The sequence below is a fragment of the Kitasatospora sp. NPDC059722 genome (assembly GCF_042733235.1).
Lineage (GTDB): Bacteria > Actinomycetota > Actinomycetes > Streptomycetales > Streptomycetaceae > Kitasatospora.
In genome coordinates, this window is sequence record NZ_JBHWGD010000110.1 from 1 (window position 1) to 21,033 (window position 21,033).

The 21,033-nt window shown below is 69.9% G+C and carries 16 protein-coding genes and 1 pseudogene; 7 read left to right on the forward strand and 10 right to left on the reverse strand.

The genetic code is table 11. The annotated features are described in order from the left end of the window. A pseudogene (locus tag ACFV4F_RS37600) lies at positions 1-574 on the reverse strand (HEAT repeat domain-containing protein); the annotation flags it as partial. A 95-nt stretch (positions 575-669) separates the two neighbouring features. On the opposite strand from ACFV4F_RS37600, the gene ACFV4F_RS37605 reads away from it, so the two are divergent. Beyond that, positions 670-1,275, forward strand: coding sequence for a GNAT family N-acetyltransferase (locus tag ACFV4F_RS37605; protein ID WP_380509573.1), 606 nt, complete (start codon positions 670-672; stop codon positions 1,273-1,275). Then, the gene (locus tag ACFV4F_RS37610; protein ID WP_380509576.1) at positions 1,272-2,237 is read left to right on the forward strand and encodes a WGR domain-containing protein; all 966 of its coding nucleotides are present in this window, start codon (positions 1,272-1,274) and stop codon (positions 2,235-2,237) included. Before ACFV4F_RS37605 ends, ACFV4F_RS37610 begins: the two co-directional genes overlap by 4 nt. 26 nt (positions 2,238-2,263) lie before the next feature. On the opposite strand, the gene ACFV4F_RS37615 is transcribed toward ACFV4F_RS37610, so the two are convergent. Both ACFV4F_RS37615 and ACFV4F_RS37620 read right to left on the reverse strand, forming a co-directional pair. Continuing rightward, entirely contained in the window at positions 2,264-4,147 is a 1,884-nt protein-coding gene (locus ACFV4F_RS37615; protein ID WP_380509579.1) for an Ig-like domain-containing protein, read from the reverse strand. Positions 4,148-4,315: 168 nt separating this feature from the next. After that, entirely contained in the window at positions 4,316-4,780 is a 465-nt protein-coding gene (locus ACFV4F_RS37620) for a phage tail protein (protein WP_380509582.1), read from the reverse strand. Between the two features lie 443 nt (positions 4,781-5,223). Here ACFV4F_RS37620 and ACFV4F_RS37625 point away from each other — a divergent pair, with 443 nt between their 5' ends. From ACFV4F_RS37625 to ACFV4F_RS37635, 3 genes are read left to right on the forward strand one after another with little or no spacing between them, the layout of a single operon-like run. Next, positions 5,224-5,391, forward strand: coding sequence for a hypothetical protein (locus ACFV4F_RS37625; RefSeq protein ID WP_380445269.1), 168 nt, complete (start codon positions 5,224-5,226; stop codon positions 5,389-5,391). A gap of 34 nt (positions 5,392-5,425) precedes the next feature. Beyond that, positions 5,426-5,647 carry a hypothetical protein gene (locus tag ACFV4F_RS37630; protein ID WP_380509585.1) on the forward strand — a complete coding sequence of 74 codons (222 nt, stop codon included), beginning with the start codon at positions 5,426-5,428 and terminating at the stop codon, positions 5,645-5,647. Between the two features lie 25 nt (positions 5,648-5,672). Further along, positions 5,673-5,831 (forward strand): hypothetical protein, encoded by a 159-nt coding sequence (locus tag ACFV4F_RS37635; protein WP_380445267.1) that lies wholly within the window; start codon positions 5,673-5,675, stop codon positions 5,829-5,831. Positions 5,832-6,066: 235 nt separating this feature from the next. Here the strand turns inward: ACFV4F_RS37635 and ACFV4F_RS37640 are convergent, their stop codons facing one another. The 6 genes from ACFV4F_RS37640 to ACFV4F_RS37665 all read right to left on the reverse strand — a co-directional run bounded on the left by ACFV4F_RS37640 (position 6,067) and on the right by ACFV4F_RS37665 (position 14,586). Next, positions 6,067-6,339, reverse strand: coding sequence for a hypothetical protein (locus tag ACFV4F_RS37640; protein WP_380445266.1), 273 nt, complete (start codon positions 6,337-6,339; stop codon positions 6,067-6,069). A gap of 960 nt (positions 6,340-7,299) precedes the next feature. After that, positions 7,300-8,346, reverse strand: coding sequence for a hypothetical protein (locus ACFV4F_RS37645; RefSeq protein ID WP_380509588.1), 1,047 nt, complete (start codon positions 8,344-8,346; stop codon positions 7,300-7,302). A gap of 68 nt (positions 8,347-8,414) precedes the next feature. After that, positions 8,415-9,104, reverse strand: coding sequence for a hypothetical protein (locus tag ACFV4F_RS37650; RefSeq protein ID WP_380509591.1), 690 nt, complete (start codon positions 9,102-9,104; stop codon positions 8,415-8,417). A gap of 75 nt (positions 9,105-9,179) precedes the next feature. Further along, positions 9,180-12,023 carry an Hsp70 family protein gene (locus ACFV4F_RS37655; protein ID WP_380509594.1) on the reverse strand — a complete coding sequence of 948 codons (2,844 nt, stop codon included), beginning with the start codon at positions 12,021-12,023 and terminating at the stop codon, positions 9,180-9,182. Continuing rightward, positions 12,016-12,441 (reverse strand): hypothetical protein, encoded by a 426-nt coding sequence (locus ACFV4F_RS37660; protein ID WP_380509597.1) that lies wholly within the window; start codon positions 12,439-12,441, stop codon positions 12,016-12,018. The genes ACFV4F_RS37655 and ACFV4F_RS37660 overlap by 8 nt, the downstream gene beginning before the upstream one ends. 855 nt (positions 12,442-13,296) lie before the next feature. Further along, the gene (locus tag ACFV4F_RS37665; protein WP_380509600.1) at positions 13,297-14,586 is read right to left on the reverse strand and encodes an MFS transporter; all 1,290 of its coding nucleotides are present in this window, start codon (positions 14,584-14,586) and stop codon (positions 13,297-13,299) included. 126 nt (positions 14,587-14,712) lie between these two features. On the opposite strand from ACFV4F_RS37665, the gene ACFV4F_RS37670 reads away from it, so the two are divergent. Beyond that, entirely contained in the window at positions 14,713-15,918 is a 1,206-nt protein-coding gene (locus tag ACFV4F_RS37670; RefSeq protein ID WP_380509603.1) for a glycosyltransferase, read from the forward strand. A 9-nt stretch (positions 15,919-15,927) separates the two neighbouring features. On the opposite strand, the gene ACFV4F_RS37675 is transcribed toward ACFV4F_RS37670, so the two are convergent. Further along, the gene (locus ACFV4F_RS37675; protein ID WP_380509605.1) at positions 15,928-17,310 is read right to left on the reverse strand and encodes a condensation domain-containing protein; all 1,383 of its coding nucleotides are present in this window, start codon (positions 17,308-17,310) and stop codon (positions 15,928-15,930) included. Between the two features lie 299 nt (positions 17,311-17,609). On the opposite strand from ACFV4F_RS37675, the gene ACFV4F_RS37680 reads away from it, so the two are divergent. Then, entirely contained in the window at positions 17,610-20,957 is a 3,348-nt protein-coding gene (locus tag ACFV4F_RS37680) for an SdrD B-like domain-containing protein (RefSeq protein WP_380509608.1), read from the forward strand. Positions 20,958-21,033: the final 76 nt, after the last annotated feature.

A 21,033-nucleotide genomic window follows, 5' to 3' on the forward strand; every position in this document is an offset into this window, starting at 1 on the left:
GGTCCGGGGCGGTGAGGTGGGGAACGACCGCCGCGTACAGCGTGGGCCGGATCGCACGACAGGCCGCAGTTGCTGCCCGGTCCTCCGCATCTTCTTCGTCTTCTTCGTCTTCTTCGTCTGCTTCGACTTCTTCGACTTCCTCGACTTCTTCCGCGTCCGGTTCGTCGTCCTCCGCGAACTCCCCCCAGCCCGCCGACTCCGCGACCTGGCCCAGCCAGTCGACGAGCGCGGCGCGCAGCGGGCGGCTGCGCTCGTCCCAGGGGAAGTGGCTCTCGTGCCGGGCCGTCGTGCGGGGATCCGCGAGGATCGCGGCGACGAACAGCGCGGCCGGTGCGGTCGAGCTGTAGAGGGACCCCTGATGGAGCACCGACATGTCGAGCATCCCCAGGGCCTCGGCCTGGGTCTCGGGCTCCGGGTCGAGGAGCTGCAACAAGCGCGCGGGCGTGTCCTCCGCCGGCCCGTAGGCGTGCTTGAGCGCGGCCCAGTCGGTGTCCCGGATCACCGCGAGCGCATCGGACAGGTCGGGCTGGGCCGGGCGGCCGTGGCGCTGGGCGCCGTCGTTCAGGGTCGTCACGGTGAGAGCATGACGGACGGCACCGACACATCGTGCCTGGTCCACCATCATGTGAGGCTCCTGCTCGGCGGACGGCCTGCGATAGGTTGCCCGCCATGACCGATCCTGCCCCCGTCGCCTGGCCGCCCGCCCCGATCAGGACCGAGCGCCTCGTGCTCCGCGCGTCCGAGGCCCGGGACCGCGCGGCGTTCATCGAACTCTTCGCCTCGCCGGAGGTGGGCACCTACGTCGGTGGTGCCCGGCCGCGTGACGAACTGGAGCGTGCGGTGCCCGAGGTGCCGGGGCGACGCTTCGGCTTCTTCGTGGTCGAGCTCGACGGAGCGATGATCGGCATGATCACGCTCGATCCGCGCGGCGCGGACCGCCCGGGCCACGTCCGCCCGGAAGGCGGCGAGGCCGAGCTCGGCTACATGTTCCTGCCGCGGGCGTGGGGACGTGGATACGCCACCGAGGCGTGCGCGGCCGCACTCGACTGGTTCGCCGACGCGCTCCCCGGGGAGCCGGTGGTGCTCTGCACCCGGACCGCCCACGCCGCCTCGCTGCGCGTCGCCGCGAAGCTGGGGTTCAGCGAGGCGGCCCGCTTCGAGGAGTACGGCGCCGAGCAGTGGTTCGGCCTGTGGTCCCCGGCACACCGTCCGGTTGAGCCCGTACTCGACAGCGCCGACGGCGTCGGGCCGTGGGACGTGGAGGAGGCCGGATGACCACATGGCGGCGGTTCGAGCGGCAAGAGGCGGGCAGGCTCGACTACTGGGAGATTCGCCGGGAGGGGATCCGCTGCTTCCTCAGGTGGGGATCCGACCGCACCCCGGGCAAGGCGAGCACGATGACGCTCGACGACGAGGAGCAGGCGCGGCGCCACGCCGCACGCAAGGTCAACGACCGTCTCCGCAAGGGCTTCGCCGAGGTGGACCCGCCCCACGACCCGGCGGAAGCCGAGGCCGGGACACCGGTGCTGGACGTCCTCGCCAGGGCTGCCGGGCCGTACGCCCCGGAAATCCGGTACGTACCGGTCGACGGCTTCGACGACGTCTACCGCTGCGAGCACTCACCCGACCACCCCATGGGCTTCTACGAGTACTACGTCCTGCGCGACCAGGGACGCGGCGCGGTCCGCTTCGCGGTGCGCGCGGCCGGCCACCGGGACGAGACCGTCGCGGCGTTCCTGGAGTTCCTCTCCCCCCGGCGTGACCTCGCCTTCGACGGCCGGTCCCACCACAAGGTGCCGTTGCCGGGCCCGGTCGGGTCGTTCGACACCGCACTGTTCTGCTCGCCGGCACTGGGCCGGGCCTGTGCCGCCACCCCGGGGGCGGCCGCGCGGGTGGCGACCGCCGTCCCCGTCTTCGACTGCGAGATCGGGGACGACGACCCGGAGGTGCTGGTCGACGCCCGCATTCACGGTCACGCCGCACTGCCCTACGCCGACTGGGGACGGTCGCCGTACCCGGCCGTGGACTTGCGCTTCGACGTCCAGCCGTCGTACTACCGACCGGCGAAGAAGTTCATGGTCTACCGGCCGGCCGACGTGCGGAAGCTCATGGACGTCCTGCCGGGGGCATCGCCGCAGAGCTGGCTGGAGGTGCGCAATTTCCGCGGGGAGACCACGCGCCTCCAGCCCGACACGACCGTGTCGTTCGCCGAGGTGTCGTCCTTCCTGGCCGGTTGAAGGAACCGAGAGACCTGAAGGACCCGTCAGCGAACGTGGATCGTCGTGGTCGCCCTCGCGGTGTTGGCGCCGTTGTCCCGGTCCGTGATGGTCACCGTCACGGTGAAGGTCCGGCGGCTACGGTAGGTGTGGGTGCCGGTCACGGTGAAGGGGCCGCCGGTGCCGCCGGTGACGGTGCCGGTGCCGGTCGTCCCGTCACCCCAGTCGATGGTCGCCGTGTACTCGGCGGCCGTGGCGCCGACGTCCGGATCGGTGAAGGTGGCGACGCCGGCCGTGAAGGGCCTGTGGCGCCGCTCGTTCAGCGTGGTGCCGGTCGCGGTGATCCCCTGGTCGGCGGCCCAGACGACCTGGACGACATTGGAGTAGTCGGTGTGGTTCACCGGGTCCACCACCGCGGCCTGGACGGCGTCCGTACCGGCCCCGGTCCCGGTGTAGGAGAACGGCGCGTTGCCCGAGGCGTCCGTCGCGACCGACGCGGTGACGCCCGCGTTCGGCCCCGAGGTGACCAGGAACGTGACCGTCGTGTTCGGCACCGCCGCGCCGCTCACGGTGACGGTGGCGGTGAGGCCCGCCGACTGGCCCACCACGTGGGACTGGGAGGCCGGGACCAGCGCCACCACCGGCACCGCGGTCCAGCGCACGGTGACGCGGTTGGAGGTGACCAGGTTGTTCGAGGAGCCCGGGACGGTGGCGGTGACGGCGTCCGGGCCCACCGTGTTGCTGGTGTAGGTGAACGTGGCGTGGCCGTTCGCGTCCGTGGTCGTCGAGGGCCCGAAGGGCGAGCCGTTCACCAGGAAGGTGATCGAGCCGTTGACGACCGGCGCTCCGTTCAGGGTGACGGTCGCGTCGACGGTCGCGGTGCCGCCAACCTCCACCGACTGGGTGATCGGTGCCAGGAACACCACCGGTTCCGGAGCCGGGGCGGTCCACTCGACGCCGACCGGGTTGGAGGTCTGGGTGCGGTTGGCCGGGTCCTGGACGGAGGCCTGGACCGAGTCGTGGCCGGCCGTCGTGCCGGTGTCGCTGTAGGCGAAGGTGGCACCGCCGTTGACGTCGGTGACGCCCGAGCCGGTCACCGTGCCGCTGACCCCGGTGGCGGTGAACGAGACGGGGACGTTCGACTGGAAGTTCCCGTTGAGGGTGACGGTGGCCTTGACGCTCGCCGTGCCGCCGAGGGTCACGCTCTGGTCGCCCGGGGCGAGCGTGACCACCAGCGTGCTCCACTGCACCGTGGCCGGGTTCGAGGTCTGGGTGTGCCCCACCGGGTCGGTGATCGAGGCCTGCACGGTGTCGGTGCCGGGGACGGCGCCGGTGTAGGTGAACGTGGCCGAACCGGTGGCGTCGGTCGTCGCCTGCATCGAGGCCGGCCCGTTGGGCCCGGCGAGGGAGAAGGTCACGGTCACACCGGACACCGGGTTGCCCTGCAGGCCGACGGTCGCCTTCACCGTGGCCGTCGACCCCACCACCAGGGACTGGGTGCCCGGATTGAGGCCCACCTGCGTCGTGTCCCACTCGATCGAGGCCGGGTTCGAGGTGTCGGTGCCGACGGTGGCCTGCACCCTGTCGGTACCGGCCACGGTGCCGGAGTACATGAAGACGGCGTTGCCGTTGGCGTCGGTCGTCGCGGTGCCGGTTCGTCCGCTGTTCGGACCACCGGTCACCTGGAAGCTCACCGAAACCCCGGTCTGGGGGCTGCCGGCCGCGGTGACGACGGCCGTGACGGTGGCGGTCTGGCCGACCACCACCTGCTGGGCGGCCGGATTGAGCTGGATCGTGTCCGCCTGCCGGTGGACACCGGAGACGGCGGCGACGGGGGCGACGCCTGCGAGTTGTGGCTGGGCGCACAGCGTCAGGAGGCCCGTGAGCAGGGCCAGGAGGACGCCCCAGAGGCGTCTGGAGGGGCGGGTCATGGGGATACGGTCCATTCTGTGGAGGGCGGATCGTATCCGAATTGTCCGACGCCCCGTCAGGCCCCGCCCGTACGGAACACCGCGGGGTCACCCGGCCGGCGGTGCCGGCGGCGGTAGCAGGAGACGGTCACCGCGGCGAGCAGCGGGCCCCGGAGCACCGGTGGAGGCTCAGTACTCGCCCTTGATCACGAAAAAGGAGCCGCGGATCTCGCCGGCCAGCTTCGACTTCTGGCGCGCGAACTTGAACTTCGACGCGAGCTCCTCGGGGACGTCCATGCCCTCCGACAGCTTGAACCCCACCGCGCGCTTCCCGCCGTCCTCGATCCCGTACATCACGTTGATCGACAGGCCGGACTCGTAGAACACGTACATCATCCGGATACCGCCCGCCTCGAAGGAGGTCACCTCCAGCGGCCGGGAGCCGATGACGATGTCACGCTCCTCGGACAGGATGCGGTTCACCAGGCCGAGCACGTCCGGCGCCTCGTCGGCGGGCAGGACGGTGAACTCGTGGTCGTACTTGTTCTTGAAGTACCGCGCCTCGTTGGCCCGCAGCCCGGCGAGCGCCTCCGCCACCGGCGACGACTCCAGGCCGACGGTGGACACGTTCTTGAAGTCGACGGCGTACGACATGGGTCCTCCTGACGACGTTGCCCGGCTGTCGATCACCGGGTGCCGGATCTCCCGGCGACGTGTTCACGCTACGTCGCGGGCCTCCGCGCGGCTTCTCGATTCCTGATCGATCGGTTCCTGATCGACCGGGTCGGGGGCCCCGTCGCCCGGCTGACCGGGCCGGGTCCGCTCCGTCCACGCGGCACCGGCACTTCCCCCATCGCGGTCGCTGGCCCAGGTCACCAAGGCCATCGCGGGGGCCGGGCACGCCATGCCGTCGATGCCCTGAGCGAGCTGACCGCACCCGATGACGGGGTCCTCGACCAGGTTCGTCGGCCTCCTCCAGGAGGCGGCCTCCTGGCGGGAGGGACTGGGCGGCGCGTCCGATCCACACTACGCGGCGCGCCTTCGCTACATCGCGACCACGGCCGAGGGCTATGTGCAAGAGGTCCGGGCGATGCGCGGTGACCTCGCCGACCGGCACACCGCCCACCCCGGCCGACACCCGCGAACGCGCCCGGGCCCACGTGTTTCCCGGCGCCCAGGAGCGGCTCGCCCAGCTGCGCGCCGAGTACGAGCGCCGGCCCGCCCTGCCCACGGCGCCGCCCATCCGCGGCCAGCGGCACCACTGACCACCCACCCCATCTGCCAAGGAGCAGAGCACATATGGCCGTGAAGAAGATCTGGCAGATCACCCACTCGTGCGGGCACACCGCGGAACGGGACCTCGACGACCGCCCGACCGGCCGCCGCGCCGGCTTCGCCGAGTGGCTGGCCACGCAGGAGTGCACCGAGTGCTGGCGCGCGGCGAAGGAAGGCGACGACTCGACCGAGAAGGGCATCGCCTGGGGCGTCCGCTGCCGCCACCAGGTGCTCTCCGCTTCCTAACACGGCGCTCGTCCTGGACCGCGGCATGCCGGAACCTGAGTGGGAGCAGATCAAGGACCAAGCCCGCACCGTCACCGGGGCCAGCTGGTGGATCGACCAGCGCCCCTGCGGGCCCACCGACTTGCCCGAGCTGCTGGCCGCCGCGACGGGCACCGACCGCCCCACCGAGAACCCGTTCGTCTGACTGACGGACGGACGTCCGGATCGCCGCTCCCTGCTCTGGCCTACCGCACCACTGACGGCTGCCCCCTACATTCCAGAGCACGAGGGCAGCATCCGACACTACCTTGCCGCTCATGTGCACGCCCAGACGTCACCCTACTGATCGTTCCCGGCAGACAGCCCGACACCGGCAACCGGGCTTCCTACATCAACAGAAGCGCCGGCGAACCAAGCTCGCAATTCAACGCGCCACTTTCTCACAGAACTGCGAACAGGGTGATTCGGAAAGCCAGGTCTGAATCCCAGCCCACGGAACCCCTCACCCAAACGACATCGCCCATTTGAGCAACGTTGTCGATCCTCATGCTGGCCTCGCCCATCACGGGAACCAGCTCACCGTCCGCACTGGGGCCGAGCTCGCAGATCTGTGTCAACACCACACTCTTATCGTTGAGCCCCAGCCCCGCCGCATTGAGCGGCTGCGTGAAACCTCCGTGACCTTTAAGGACGACCTCGAGGGCCTGGAACACCCAGCCCCCATGAGTTCCTTGCGTAGATCTACGCTCAACTCTTTCAACTCGGACCGCAGCCTCATCACTGAGTGTCATTTGGGTCCTCCTTAGTCAAATGACCGATGAGCACATCACCCATCTAGCGTCCCATCCTTCGACCTCGACCGCATCTCGATAGCAGTCCAGAAAATTGGTTTCCATAGACAATCGATCACAATGCGCATTGGTTCACCAATCAACTTGAACGGCCACTCCTTCGCGAGAAGCATGACGACAGCCCTCCCGCCCAGCTCGGATCCGAGGCCAAGCCTGAGGTCGCTACAGGTGGATGCCCGATGAAGAATCAATGCTTAGGTAGCAGTGAAGTTGATAACGACTCATGAGCCCCAATCCATGGCGGCCGCTCAGTACGCCTATCACGTCTGGAAAATGGCCAGATATTGACCTGTCAGTTTTCCTCCAGCCCCCTTGCACAGCTGACGATCCACACGACAATTCCGAACTCGACGCTGCGGGAAGAAGTACGCAGCGAGCACCCTCGGCTATGCGCGTGCCATTGCCATAGCGCCTGTTTGTCCAAACTTCAGCCCGCCTCCGTACCCTTGGCCACGGAGTCAGCGCGTAAATCGAAAGCACCCAGAGTAAGGAATCAGAAGCAGGTGCTGTCTCGGACTCCCGCAGCTCCATCTGCCAGCGCTACCGCCCATAGGCGGCCGGGCCAAACCGCAGGTCCTACGGATCCTCGTGCCCGTCAGCCCGCGCCGCCGGGCACCGCCGTCCGACCGTCCGAGAAGGGAAGGCCGTGATCGCCCATCTGCAGCGCGCCGCCACCACGGCTGCGCTGATCCCCGCCCTCTACGGGCAGGATGATCCCCGCTACCGGCTGCGGCCCCGACTGATCGCCGCCGACTACCGGGGCGCCGACAGGCCCTCCCCGGCAGTTGCCTTGTCGGACGCTACGTGCGGAAACGTCGCAGCTCAGCGAAGCCAGAAGATCTTCCTTTCCTCACCCGGCCAACCGAGCCTCACCCCAACCTCGGCGCACAGGTCCCGCCAACGCTCCGCCTCCGACGGCATCCTCGACACCCACAACACGGCCGTGGCCGCACGTCCGGCCCTGTGCATCTGGCTGCGGTAGTCGAGTACTTGCCCCACTCCCAGCCGAAGCTGCTCCTCCTCGTTGGCGTCGTTCAGCGACTTCACCTCGATGACCGACCGGTCGTCCGGCAGGTCCACCAGCAGGTCGAAGGCGGGACGCTCACTCGTGGACCGCGGCTCGCGGATGTTGTCCGGGCCGAGCTCACGCCTGAGCCACGCCAGTAGATCGTTTCTGGCCTCGTTGTGCTCATTGTGGCCCTTCGCCGTGGCCGCCTGGGTCGACGCCTGCACCTGCACCTCGGAGGCCGTGTAATCGGTGCGCGCAAACTGCGCCACCCGGCCGGCCTTCTCCGAACCGTGCGCGGTCAAGTAGGTGCGTGCCAGAACACGGCGAGTCTCCTGTACGCGTTCCTGATTGGCTGCGCCTCCGGCCAGATAGTCCTCGCTGAGGCCGAACAGACGCTGGAGCTTGGCACGGATCTCGGGGGCGACCACCGGATTGCAGCCGTTGTAGGGGCGGACGGCGTCCTTGACCCCGCGGTCGTCCAGCGGCAGGGCCGCGATCCAGGTGGCCGGCAACTGGTGCTGGTACGTCTCTGCCTTCTCGTTCAGAGCAAGCCGATGGGGGCCGCCGACTTCGCCGCACCAGGCCAGGTTGTTCACATAGTCCCGCAGGAAGAACAGGTCGCCCTCATTCACATCGTGGACAAATCGCCAGAAAATCCGGGCATTGGCGTTGGCGACGGCCGGCCCCTCCTTGGCGTATGCCTCGTTGAACGCCAAAAACAGGGAGTCCTTGGGAAGATCCGCCAGGAAGATGCCGTCGGACTCGGCCGGGACCGGGCTGAATCCAACGGCGACGTACTCCCCTCGCAGGAAGCGGCCGGCCCTGGCATCACGGTCGGCCTTCACCTGCTTGGCAGTCATCCCGTTCCCGGCCTTGCTTCGGCCTGTTGTCTGTATGTACATACTGCGAAGGCGGTTTACCGAGGCGGTCATGCGTGCTCCCCGTTGGCAACATTTCGTTGAGAGTTACTGGATGCTACAACCGAAATGGTGTCTGGCTGACGGGGTGTCTCACGGTCCAGGTGGTCCTGCAGCAGGCGGAGCCGGTCCCGCCCAGCCGCGTCCAGGTGTTCCTCCGGTTCGGCGTGGGTCCACCTGCTCGCGTCACCGCCCGACAGGGTGCCTATCAGCGTCTCGAAGGCGCTCAGGGAGCGGGCAAAGGGGTCAGTGGTGTCATGAGTGTCGTGCGGTGTCATCTCCAGGGCTCTTCCTTTGTCCTGCACCCGATACGAGTGAACCTTCGAATGTAGAGACGGAAGATCCCTGCTGTCAGCGGGAGTTGGGAGAGGAACCTGTCCGGCGGCGAGCGGGGGTGAACAGGCCACCCCCATGCCGGACTGCCAGTTCGGCACCGTCAGCACCCCGATCACCTGCCGCTCCGCCCCCGCATACGGCGACACCGACACGCCTTCGACTCGCGTCTCGCTCGCGTCCGCCGTGACCGCCGGCCTCTCGGCGAGCACCTCGGCGACCGTCTCCCGAGCAATTCGCAGACGCTCCAACCCCTCGCGGGCCACACTCAACCGCCTGGACACCTCGGCGAGCTCGGCTTCCAGCGCCTCCACCCGAGTCCGGGCAGCCGCCTCGCGGGCTTTCAACTCTTCGAACAGCCACCCCATCGCACCGCTCCTCGCCCGTTACAACGGCAGAGACGACCCGACCAGGATGGGGGTGGCCGTCCCACGGGGCACCGGCTACGGGCGAATGACGATGGTGCTGAGCGTGCCATCACCCCAGACCATGGTACTCATCCTCATCTGCCCGTCCAGGGACGCCACCGTGAACTCCGGGACGAAACGATCAGTGAAGAGGGTCGCGAAGCCACTCCGCAGCAAGTCCACCTCACTTCCCACGAGGTCCCACTCGTCGAGTAGTTGGACACGGAACCACACCTCGTACGGCTCACCGTCCGAATCGTCCCCGAGGCGCGCGCGGCCGAGCGCGAGCAGAAACTCGCGCTCCTCGTCGAAGAGCCCGAACTCCGCGGCCATTCGATGCCAGCCCGCGTTGACCTTCTCGACGAAGTCCGAGCCACGCAGGTCGGCGACCTCGTCCGGGTGTGAGTCGAACCGTCCGTGCTCGGGCCCGGCGCTCGCAGGCGACACGTATTTCGGTAGCGGGGGTAGTCGGACCTCCCGGTCGTGTGCCGTGACCGTCAGCATCCCGTCGGCGTCCACGGAGAACGTCACCTCCACCTGCGGGACGCCTTTGACGGGACTGAGCGTCAACTCCATTTGCAGCATGCCGAGGAGCTCGTTGCGGTCCGCGTCCGTGTGCTCGCCTTCGAGTACCCCGATGGCGATCCGGGGCTGGCCATCCACAGCGGTGGTGAATAGTTCCGAACGTTTAGTCGGGATGGTGGTGTGCCGGTCGACCAGGGTGGCGGACCGCCCGTCACTGGTCCACACGCCGAGGGTGTGCGAGGCAACGTCCAGGAGCAGCCCAGTGCGCTGGTCACCTACGAGCACGCCGCTCTGCACCGCAGCACCCACGACGACACCCTCGACGATGATGTCACGATCGGGTGCCTGTCCGCTCAGCTCGCTGATCAGGTCGGTCACCGCTGGGATCCGGCTCGCGCCACCGACCAAGACCACGCGGTCCACGTCCTCGATTGGGTAGGGGAAGCCGTACTGGTCAGGTTCGAGGAGTTGGTTGAACGCTGCCCGGCAGCGCTGCAGCAGATCGGCCGTGAGTTCATCGAGGCGGGAACGGGTGAGTGTGAGGTCGAGGTGGAGCGATCCGTTCGCCTGGGTGACGAGGTGGGGAATGGTGATCCGGGTGCTCGACGTGTACGAAAGCTCTTTCTTCGCCCGTTCGGCTGCTTCCAGCAGCCTGTGACGAGCGTTCCGGCCGGTGGGGCGGACGCCGTGGAGCGCGGTGAACTCGGCTGTCATGTGGTCGGCGATCCGCTGATCCCAGTCAGCGCCGCCCAAGGAGCTGTCGCCACCGGTCCGTTTGACGTCGCAGACGCCGTCGGAGATCTCGACGAGGGTCACGTCCAGGGTGCCCCCGCCCAGATCAAACACGATCACCGTCTCCTCGCGTTCGCCCTCCAGGGAGAACGGCATCGCAGCAGCGGTCGGCTCGTTGATCATCCTGATCACAGTGAGGTCGGCCAGCGCGGCGGCCGCGGTGAGCGCGGCACGCTGCCGGGCGGTGAAGCCCGCCGGGATGGTCATCACGGCTCGGGTGACCTGTTGTCCGAGCTCGATCTCGGCGTCTTGCCGCAGCTCGGCGAGGACCCAGGAGGCGACCTGCTCGGCCGAGTAGGAGGCGCCCTGGTGCTCCAGTCTCCAGTCCGTGCCGAGCTTTAGCTTGACGTTCCGGACAACTGCGGCGAGATCGCTCTCGGCGAGCCTTGCCGCGTTGTCCCCGAAGAAGCGGTTCCCGTCCGCGTCGATGGCGACCATGCTCGGCGTGGTGGGGAAGCCCCAGCGGTTGGGCACGATCTGGGCTTCTCCGTCGGTGAACACCGCGATGGAGGAGTTGGTGGTGCCGAAGTCGATGGCCACGATCCGATCGCCCGGAGCGACCGAGCGGTCGATCCTGGACGGCCGGTCGGGGATTACTCCGAGGCCCCGCCACTGCCACAGCTGCGTCGCGTTCTGGGAGACCTTGGTGTGCTCGGCGTGGACCAGGTGCAGCAGCGCCTCCTTGGCCGCTCTCCGCACGTCGGCACGCGCGCTGGCGAGCAACCGCTCCAGCTCGTGGAGGGCCCCTACCCGTGGCCACTCCTCGGTGGCGAGGATCGCGCTGCGAAGCCCTTCGGAGATCGCCGGGTCTGCGACGAACCCACGCGGGTTACGGGCCAGGTAGAGCCTGCCCTCGGCGGCGTTCACGGTCCGGGTCGGAGTCTGCTGCGGATGGTTCGAACTCACCCGGTCGTGCACGTAGTCGTAGAGGTCGTCGGTGGAGACGTAGCCGTCCCTGTCGAGGTCAGCCGAGCCGTCACGCAGGCCGGCGACGACGGCCGAGGTGAATACCGACGGCTCGGTGCCCCGGCTGCGGCTCTCACTCTCGTAGCTGAACTGTAGGGAGGTCGACGAGGTGATGACCACCTGCGCACGGCCTGAGAACGGTTCGCCGACGTCGACCTCTTCAGCCCCGGCGCGGGTACGCAGGCCCCTCGTGAAGGCTCCGCTGTAGCAGCAGTCGAGTAGAGCGACAGTCCGATGACTCGGGCTCTGCTCCATTTGGTCGGCCAGGAACTCGGCGCTGACCGCCGTTGCTTCGAACACGTCGATCTCGGTGTCGGAGGCCGCGAAGTGAAGCCGGTTGCGAGAGTCCTTCCGGCCGTGGCAGGACAGGTGCAGAAGCAGGATGTCGTCCTTGGTGGCGCTCCTGAAGAAGGCCTGGATGGCCCGACGGCAGGCATGAGCGGTGCCCTCGGCGACGACATCGACGGTGAAGCCGCCGATCTTAGGATCGGCCAGCACGCTCTTGAGCTGTTCTGCATCGGCGGCGGCCCCGGGCAGTTCGGTCAGCCCGGGATCGAGGTAGTGCTGGTTGACGATGATCAGCGCACGCTTAGTCATCGCGGTTGTCGTCGTCCCCCGCCTCGTCGGGCTCGTCGGGCTCGTCGGCCGACTGCGCTGTGCGTGCTGCTGCTGCACGGGCCAGGAAGCCTTCGACGGCGAGTCGCTGGTCCGTGCGTCCGACAGAGGTAATCCGCAGGGTGTCGTCGCCGACGCTGAGCTCGATCGTGCCGGAGTTGCGGCGGGTGAGCCAGTCCTGGGTGAGCGTGATCAGCGCCCGTAGCGTGGGTGCCCCGGCCACTCCGAGGATCAGCTCGGTGTACGAGGTAAGGTCCCCGGCGCGTGAGCCCTTTGGTGCGGCCCCCAACGGGCGATGGACCACCGACACCCCTTCGAGCATTGCGAGTTCCTCCAGCAGGAACTCCATCTCCCTTTCTGAGTCGACGAGTTCGGCCTCGTCTTCGAACCGCAGGGCCATCTCCGCACTCTCGCCCACTGCCCCTCCCCACATGCCCGGGTCGACTGAGGAGAGCAGAGTACGCCTTTGGAACACCGATGCGTTGGGGATACCGGCGATCAGCCCAAGCCGACCTGTTGGGCGATCGATCCGGTGCACCGGTCATCCTGTTCTTCGCCGCGAGGATCTACTTGCCGAACCGTCGATCAGGTCCGTCGTCGCTGGCGCACGTGGCGAGAGCCCCCTCCATCTCGTTGGCGATCACGAGCTGATCGGGCGGGGGTTTAGTTCCGCCTCGGTGCGTCGGCGTGGGAGCCAGCCCATTCGAACTGGGACGTCGCACAGGCGAACGGGCGCAGTTCGGTCCCAGAAGAGGCGCAGGACCGGAACAACCACCTTGACCACAACGCCGTCGCGGTCGGACCGGCCACCGCCACGGTCTACCCGTCCAACCGGGCGTCCGCGGTCGGTAGCTGACTTCGAGAGGGTTGTGGGCTTACGGCAGCCGCCGGTCCTCGGACGAGTCGTCGGGCTCGCAGGCCTCGTACGGCTCGAAGTCGGAGCAGTCGGGGAGCTCCGAGATTGAGAGCGGGGACTGGTGGTCGCTGAGGGAACCGATGGCGAACTCGGTACTGGAACCATCGAATCGGGCCTGGAGGTCGCCGTCCTCGTTGGGAGCGATTCCGCCGCAAGATCCCCCGACCACCGTTTGAGATGGCTGCACAGAGTCCGGCACGAAGACCCCGTGACGTCGGCGTCACGGGGTCTTCGTGGCGTCGTTCTCCCCATGGGCCGTCGCCGTCGGGCTCAGCCCTGCAGTCGGACGGTCGTCAGGAGTGGTCGCCCACTGTGGCCGCGGCGCTCGGCTGAGGGAGGCTAGCGGTCCGCCTCCTCCAGCGGGGACTCATTCTGTCGACGCCGCACAGGAGCCTCCGGACCCGGCTCACCGGGCCGGGTCCGCTCCGTCCACGCGGCCACCGGCGGTCCCGCCGCGCCCACGGCCGCGAGGAACAGGCCGAGCAGCAGCCATCCCGGGTGGCCGAGCGCGAGGACGGCTCCGGTCAGGACCACGGGGGCGAGCGCCTGGCCCGCGTCGAAGCCGATGCCGAGGAGGCCCTGGTACTGGCCCTGGGCGTGGTCGGGCGCGAGGCCGAAGCCGAGCGCGTAGCCGCCCGACGACTCCCACACCTCCCCGATGCTGTGGATGCACACGGCCAGCCCGGCGAGCGCCGGAGCCACCCAGGCGGGGACGTCGGCCGTCAGCGCCATCAGCGGACAGCTCACGAGGAACAGGAGCCCGGCGAGCCGGAAGGCGCGGCCGCCCTGCCGCGGGGTCTCCACCTTCGAGCCGAGCCGGCTCTGGAACAGCACGCAGACGCCGCTGTTGATCGCGTAGACCGCGGCCACCGTCCAGCGCGGTGCGTCGGTGTGGGCGCTGAGCCAGATCGGCAGGAGCAGGGAGACGGTCTGGTACTGCAGGCCCATGGCGCTGTAGATCGCCACGAAGGACACGTACGGCCGGTCGGTCAGGACGGACCACCGGCGGTGTTCCTCGGGCCGCGGCAGGGGCCGGTAGTTCGGGACGCCCAGGAACGCGATCAGTCCGGCGCAGGCGAAGCTGGCGGCGTTGGCGAGGATGAGGCCGGTGTAGGCGGAGCGCGTGTCGACCTGGATCGCGAAGGCCGCGCCGAGGGTGCCGACGACGACACCGAGGTTGACGAAGGTCCGGAGTCTGGCCCGGAAGGCGGCCGGACGTTCACCGCCGACCCGCGCGACGAGCGCACCGCCCGCGGCGCCGCCCGCCGTGGCGGCCAGCCGGTCCAGCGTGGCGACGAGCGTGAACGCGAGCCAGCTGTCGATGAAGACGAACGCCGCCATCGTTGCGGCCTGCAGCGCGAGGCTCGTCAGCCAGATCGCGCGCGGCCCGTACCGGTCGGCGAGGTTCCCCGCCGGTATGCCGGCCGCCAGGCCGCAGAGGCCGGCGATCGTCAGGCCGGCCCCCACCTGTGCGGCGGGCAGGTGCACCACGAACGTGAAGTAGAGGACGGCTGCGGTGTTGAAGAGACCGTTGCCCACCCTGTTGACGAAACTCGCGGCGATCAGAGCCCGCTCCGGACCGGAGCCCGACCCGCCCTGCGCCCGCTGCCCGGCCCTCCTCATGATCATGCCGATCAGGCTAACAGGGGCTTCACCGGCCGAGGTGGGCCGCATCGGAGCGACAAGTGGCCCACCGCCGACGCTTCGTCAGCTTCCGCTGCCAGAAGCCCCTTCGGGAGCTGGTATGTTCCAGCCGTGACCCCCGATACCACTGCTCTCGTCTCCCGCCTCGGCCGCCCCCTCCGGCTGATCGTCACGGGGGGCGGGACCGGCGGGCACACCTACCCGGCCCTCACCGCCGTCCGCACCCTGCGTTCGCGGCTCGCCGCGGCCGGCGGCGCCCTGGACGTGCTGTGGATCGGCACCGCCGCCGGTCTCGAAGCCCGTGTCGCCGGGTCCGAGGGCATCCCGTTCAGGACGGTCGCCACCGGGAAGATCCGGCGCAGCTCCAACCCCCTCAAGCTGATCTCGCCGGCCAACGTCAAGGACATGGGCCGCGTCCCCCTCGGTGTCGCCCAGGCCCGCACCGCGGTCGCCGGGTTCGACCCGGACGTGGTGCTCGGCACCGGCGGCTACGTCGCGGTGCCGGTCGGGCTAGCCGCCCGGATGTGCCACCGGCCGCTGGTCGTCCACGAGCAGACCGTCCGGCTCGGCCTGGGCAACCGGGCGCTGGCCCGCATGGCCACCCGCGTCGCGGTCTCCTCCGGGTCCACGCTGCCGTTCCTCCCCGACGCCGCCCGGCCCAACGCCGTGGTCACCGGGAACCCCGTGCGCCCCGAGGTGCTGACCGGCCAGGCCGGCAAGGCCGTGCAGGCCCTCGGTCTGTGGGGCTTCGACCGCGAGGCGCCCACCGTGTACGTCACCGGTGGTGCTCAGGGCTCGCAGCAGATCAACCAGTTGGTCAGCGACATCCTGCCGTGGCTGCTCGGCCACGCCAACGTCGTCCACCAGTGCGGGCCCGCCCACGAGGCCGGGCTGCGGGCGCGGGTCGCCGCACTGCCGGAGCACATCCGCGCCCGGTACCTGGTCACCGGCTTCGTCGGCCCGGAGCTCCCGGACGTCCTCGCGCTCGCCGACGTGGTGGTCTCCCGCAGCGGTGCCGGGACGCTCGCCGAGCTGACCGCGCTCGGCAAGGCCGCCGTCTTCATCCCGCTGGCCACCAGCGCCGGGAACGAGCAGGAGCACAATGCGCGGCACCTCGCCGACGCCGGCGCGGCCGTCGCCCTGATCGGCCCCGCCACCTCCGGCGCCCTCCAGGACACGATCGTCCCGCTGCTCACCGACCCGGCCCGCCGCGCCGAGATCGCGCGACGGGCCCGTGAGCACGCCCGCCCCGCGCCGGCCCCCCCGGCCGGGCCCCCGCGGCTGGTGGACGTGCTGCTGTCGGTCCTGGACCGTTAGCCGCGGCTCTCAGGTGACGTCGGTCAGCACTCCGATGAGCCCGTCCAGCAGCGACCGGTTGGTGGCCCGGGCCTGCGGGGTGTCGACGTGGATGGTGTTGACGAACAGGCCCTCGTCGGTGCGGTGCAGCCAGTGCAGGAGCCCATTGCAGCCGGACACCCAGACGTGCATCCGAGCGCGCCGCGCGGTGTGCAGGTCGGCGCCGGGCAGTCGGCGGAAGTCGATGTAGGAGAAGAAGTTCACCGCGTGCGGCCAGTAGTGCAGTCGCGCGTACTCGGCCGGGGCGAGCAGCCGCCACGCCTTCACGAAGTGCACCCCGGCGTTCGCCTGCGCCTGCCCGTAGGCGTCCTGGGCGGCGGCCAGCACCTCGCCGAACTCCGCCCGCTCCCCGACCGGGAACGCGACCGGCAGGGTGTTGATGAACCACCCCATCGACTCCGCGTAGACGCCCCGACCGCGTTCGTTGACCGGCACCAGCCCGCGGTACTCCGCCGGCCCGCCCAGCCGGCGCAGGGCGACCGCGCCGGCCGCGAGCAGCCCCATGGACAGCCGTCCGCCACGGGCCCGGCAGGCGGCGCCGAACTCCTCGGCCTGGCGGGCGGTCAGCAGCCGTTCGGTGCTCGCCACCGGCGCGTACAGGCGGCCGGGCCGGACCCCGAGGTCGAGCGGGAAGCGCGGGAACAGGCCGCCGTTGCGGTCACGGAACGCCCGCCAGTAGTCCAGCCGCGCGTCGTCGGCGTTCATCGCCCGGTTGGCCCGGCGCTGGGTGCGGCTGAACTCCAGGTAGCTGCCAGGAGGTTGGACCGCGCCGGGCGCGGGTTCGACCGCGCCAAGGTCCCGGTAGGCCGTGATGAGGTCGTTGACCGCGATCGCGCTGGAGAGCCCGTCGGTGACGAGGTGGTCGCACGAGAACCAGACGGTGGTCGACTCCGGCCGGACGACCGCGCCCATCGTGATCAGCGGCCAGGCGAGCGTGTCCACCTCCTGGAACGCGCCCTGGAGGTGCCCGGTGACCTCCGCGGGAGTCTCCAACGGGCCGACGTAGACGTGCTTGAGGGCCACCTCGTCGGGCGTGAGGACCTCGCAGCCCAGGTCCCCGCCCAGCGGCTGGTAGACCGCCCGGAGCACCTCGTGACGCCGCACCAGGTGGAGAAACGCTCCTTCCAGCGCGTCCGGGTCCACCCGGCCGGGGAGCTCGAAGCTGGCCGCGACGTAGGACCGGATCGGTTCGTCGATGCTCTGGGCGTGCTGCGCCACGGTGAAATGTTTCGCCTGGTTGTAACCGGTCATCCGGCGCGGGGCGGGCCCGCCGTCACCGGTCAGGGACACCAGGTGCCACCGATGGGCCTCCCCCGGGTCGATCTCGGAGTCCTCGACTGAGATTTGGAGCATTCCGCCTTCTTCTGCAGCTGTCGTCGCCGGATGGTGTCCAAAGCAGTCGCGCACCGGCCTACCAATCGATGCCATACCAACAGGCCCGCCCGGTCATCGGATACGGCCACCGGCCGATCGAGTGACGGGCGCGGGGGGCTACGCTCTGACGGGCCGTCGCCAGGGCGCGGCCGAGGCCCTCCGGTCGGTCCCCTCCGTGCCGTGATCCGGGCCCGCCCGTCCGCTGAGCAGGTGAATTGCCCCCGATCGCCCTCGCGCCGTCGGAGCAATCGATCAGACGATCGGATGAACTGCTCGGCATGCGTATTCCTTTCCGGACCGGGCGGATCGCCTCCGTCCTGGCCCTGGTGGCGGGCTCGCTGTTCAGCAGCAGCGTGCTGGCGCCACCGGCCCAGGCCGCGATCTCCTTCACCAAGAGCGTGGACAAGGCGACCGCCTCCCCCGGGGAGAACGTCACCTACACCCTGCGCTACACGTGTTCGATCACCGAGTGCACGGGCGGTCGGATCCTCGACACCCTGCCGTCGAACATGCAGTTCGTCGGCTGGACGCCCGACCCGTCCTCGGTGGACGAGGCCGCCTCCACCGTCCCCGCCCCGGGCGCGATGGGCGGCACGATGGACATCACGCTGAAGAACCTCAGTCCGGGCACGACCGCCACCATCACGGTGACGATGAAGTACCCCAACTTCACCACCCCGAACGGCGCCGCCTCCACCAACTCGGCCACGATGAGCGCCACCGGCGAGACCTCGCAGACCGCCACGGCCGACACCAAGGCCGCCGTGCAACCGCAGTACACGGTGACCAAGGGGATCCAGACCTCCAGCAGCGACGGACGCACCGTCACCTACCAGTTCAGCACCTGCGCCACCGACAACGTGCCCAACGTCGACCTGGACACCGGCCGCCTGCTCGACAGCCTGCCGCCCGGCGCGGTGGTGGACACCGGCCGCTCGCCCGGCTGGTCCCCGGTGCCGCCGGGCCCGAACACGTGGGGCTACGACCTCGGGGCGTTCACCTCCGGCAACGGACGCGGCGGCTGCCGCGTGCCGGGCGTGCTGGTCGTCCACTACCCCGAGGCCGACTTCCCGAACGGGACCACCTCGAACAACACGGTGGACCTGCTCGGCGCCCCGCTGACGGAGAGCGAGCGGAAGCTGGACACCGCTTCCACCACGACGGGCCAGTTCAGGCCGCCGGCCACCGGCGTGGTGGTGACGGCGAGCAAGGTCTGGCGCGACACCACGACCAACGGCGACCTCAACTCCTTCGGCCTCTCGGCCACCAACACCTCGGGCCCGGCGACCAGCCTCATCATCACCGACCCCGGCGCCGGCACCACCGACGGCCTCTACAACTGGATCTTCCCGCAGTCCCTCCAGCTGGAGCCCTGGAATCCGAACAGCATCGAGCTGACCCTGCAGTACCGCCTCAATGGCAACCCCACCTGGCTCACCTTCTCGCCGTCCAGCCCGTTCGACGGCTCCACCAACCGACGGATCACCTTCGTCCGGGGCGCGGGCGACCCCTCGCGCGACGACCTGGGCATCCCGGCCGGACGGTGGCTGGACGGCCTCAGGTTCACCTGGAACGGCCCCATCCCCACCGGCTGGAGCCCCGGCAACGCGGTGCAGTTGGTCACCCAGGTCGCCACCCCCGGCCACGACGGGCGCCCCGCACCCGACCGGCTGACCAACTGCGTGGACACCACCGCGACAGACGGCACCAACGACGCCTCCGCCAACGCCTGCGCCTCCACCGCCATCACCCAGGCCACCAACCTCGGCGCGGCCAAGACCACCGTCGCCGGTGAGCTCTCCGCCCCCGGCGGCAAGGCCACCTTCCAGGTCATCCCCTACAACCGCAGCGCCCGCGACCTCGGCCGCCCGCTCGTGCTCTACGACGTGCTGCCCGCCGGCGTCGTCTACCTCGACGGCTCGGCCCGCCCCGACCCGAACTACCCGCACGCCAGGGCCCCGGAGTCGATCACGGTGACCCCCGGCCCCGACGGCCGCCAGATCCTCAGGATGCAGTGGCCCGCCGGCGCACCGGACATGACGTACCTCCACGACGCGTTGGCCTACCGGATGCTCTTCGACGTCCAGGTGGCCGGCAGCATCCGCGCCGGCGAGCTCACCAACGACGTCTACGTGACCGTCGACCGGCCCGACGCCCCCGTCTCGTGCATGTTCTCCGGCTCCGACAGCGGCAGCACCCCGGACCTCCTGGACCTCAATGGCAACGGCGACACCACCGAGCTCCTGTGCCACGCCTCTTCCCGGATCCGGGTGGACGCGCCCTCGGTGCTCCGCTCCTACAAGGAGGTCAAGGGCGACCTCGACGCCGACTACGTCAGCATCGGCACCGCCACCCCCGGCGGCCGGATCTCCTACCGCATGACCGTCCGCAACGACTCCCCCGACCCGGTCACCGACTTCATCGCCTACGACCGCCTCCCCACCCCCGGCGACACCTACGTCCTCACCCAGGGCGCCGCCCGCGGCAGCGCCTGGACCCCGTCCCTCAGCCAGCCGATCACCAGCAGCGACCCGACCGTGGTCATCGAGTACACCACCGACCCCAACCCCTGCATCGAGACCGCACTCGCCACCCGGAACGGCTGCAACAGCGCGGCCGTGTGGAGCACCACCTTCCCCGCTCCCGGGACGGCCACGTGGTTCCGCGTCCACCGCGCCGGCACCCTCGCCTCCGGCGCGTCCTTCGTGCTGACCTGGCCGATGGTCGCGTCCTACGACGCCCCCGCGGGCGACTACGCGTGGAACAGCTTCGCCTTCACCGCCACCGACGCGGCCGGTCGGCAGCTGCTGCCCGCCGAACCCGCCAAGGTCGGCGTCGCCGTCACGCGCGTGGCCCCCTCCGACAACGCGCTCGGCGACTTCGTCTGGCAGGACCTGGACGGCTCCGGCATCCAGAAGCCCGGTGAGCCCGGCATCCCCGGCGTCACGGTGCACCTGCTGGACGGCAACGACCAGCCCGTGCGCGACAAGGACGGCAAGCCGGTCACCACGGTGACCGACACCACCGGCCACTACCTGTTCGACAAGCTGCCCGACGGCAGCTACGCCGTCCGGTTCGACCTGACCACCCTGCCGAAGGGCGCGACCGTCACCAGGCGCGGCGCCGGGACGGACCCGGCCAAGGACTCGGACGCCGACCAGACCACCGGCCTCACCCAGACGGTCACCCTCCGGGGCGGCCAGCGCGACCTCGACCTCGACATGGGCGTGATCCTGCCCAGCCCGTCGCCTTCGCCTTCGCCGTCTCCGTCCCCTTCGCCTTCCCCGTCGCCGTCGCCGTCGCCGTCGCCTTCGCCTTCCCCGTCACCATCTCCGTCCCCGTCGCCTTCCCCGTCGCCGTCGCCCTCCCCGTCACCCACCGTTTCGCCGAGCCCGACGCCGACGCCCTCGCCCTCTCCCACCACGTCCACGTCCACGTCCGGCAGCCCGACACCGACGAAGAGCCCGACCCGCACCCCCACCTCGTCGTCGTCGAGCAGCGGCCCGCTTCCTCCCACCGGCGGCTCGTCGTCCAACGCGCTCATCGTGGGCCTCAGCGCCCTCTCCATCCTCGCCGGCGGCGCCCTGTGCCTGATCGCCTACCGCCGACCGGGCAGGCACAGCTGATCCACCGGTGAACAACCGAACACCACACCAACGCCGGGGGCCCCCGCCCCCCCCCAGAGCCGCCCCACCCCGTCGG

Excerpts from the sequence above, each read along its gene's own strand:
- ACFV4F_RS37605 (WP_380509573.1), top strand. The coding sequence starts at position 670 with ATGACCGATCCTGCCCCCGTCGCCTGGCCGCCCGCCCCGATCAGGACC.
- ACFV4F_RS37610 (WP_380509576.1), top strand. The coding sequence starts at position 1,272 with ATGACCACATGGCGGCGGTTCGAGCGGCAAGAGGCGGGCAGGCTCGAC.
- ACFV4F_RS37615 (WP_380509579.1), bottom strand. The coding sequence starts at position 4,147 with ATGACCCGCCCCTCCAGACGCCTCTGGGGCGTCCTCCTGGCCCTGCTC.
- ACFV4F_RS37620 (WP_380509582.1), bottom strand. The coding sequence starts at position 4,780 with ATGTCGTACGCCGTCGACTTCAAGAACGTGTCCACCGTCGGCCTGGAG.
- ACFV4F_RS37630 (WP_380509585.1), top strand. The coding sequence starts at position 5,426 with ATGGCCGTGAAGAAGATCTGGCAGATCACCCACTCGTGCGGGCACACC.
- ACFV4F_RS37635 (WP_380445267.1), top strand. The coding sequence starts at position 5,673 with ATGCCGGAACCTGAGTGGGAGCAGATCAAGGACCAAGCCCGCACCGTC.
- ACFV4F_RS37645 (WP_380509588.1), bottom strand. The coding sequence starts at position 8,346 with ATGACTGCCAAGCAGGTGAAGGCCGACCGTGATGCCAGGGCCGGCCGC.
- ACFV4F_RS37650 (WP_380509591.1), bottom strand. The coding sequence starts at position 9,104 with ATGGGGTGGCTGTTCGAAGAGTTGAAAGCCCGCGAGGCGGCTGCCCGG.
- ACFV4F_RS37655 (WP_380509594.1), bottom strand. The coding sequence starts at position 12,023 with ATGACTAAGCGTGCGCTGATCATCGTCAACCAGCACTACCTCGATCCC.
- ACFV4F_RS37660 (WP_380509597.1), bottom strand. The coding sequence starts at position 12,441 with ATGGCCCTGCGGTTCGAAGACGAGGCCGAACTCGTCGACTCAGAAAGG.
- ACFV4F_RS37665 (WP_380509600.1), bottom strand. The coding sequence starts at position 14,586 with ATGATCATGAGGAGGGCCGGGCAGCGGGCGCAGGGCGGGTCGGGCTCC.
- ACFV4F_RS37675 (WP_380509605.1), bottom strand. The coding sequence starts at position 17,310 with ATGCTCCAAATCTCAGTCGAGGACTCCGAGATCGACCCGGGGGAGGCC.
- ACFV4F_RS37680 (WP_380509608.1), top strand. The coding sequence starts at position 17,610 with ATGCGTATTCCTTTCCGGACCGGGCGGATCGCCTCCGTCCTGGCCCTG.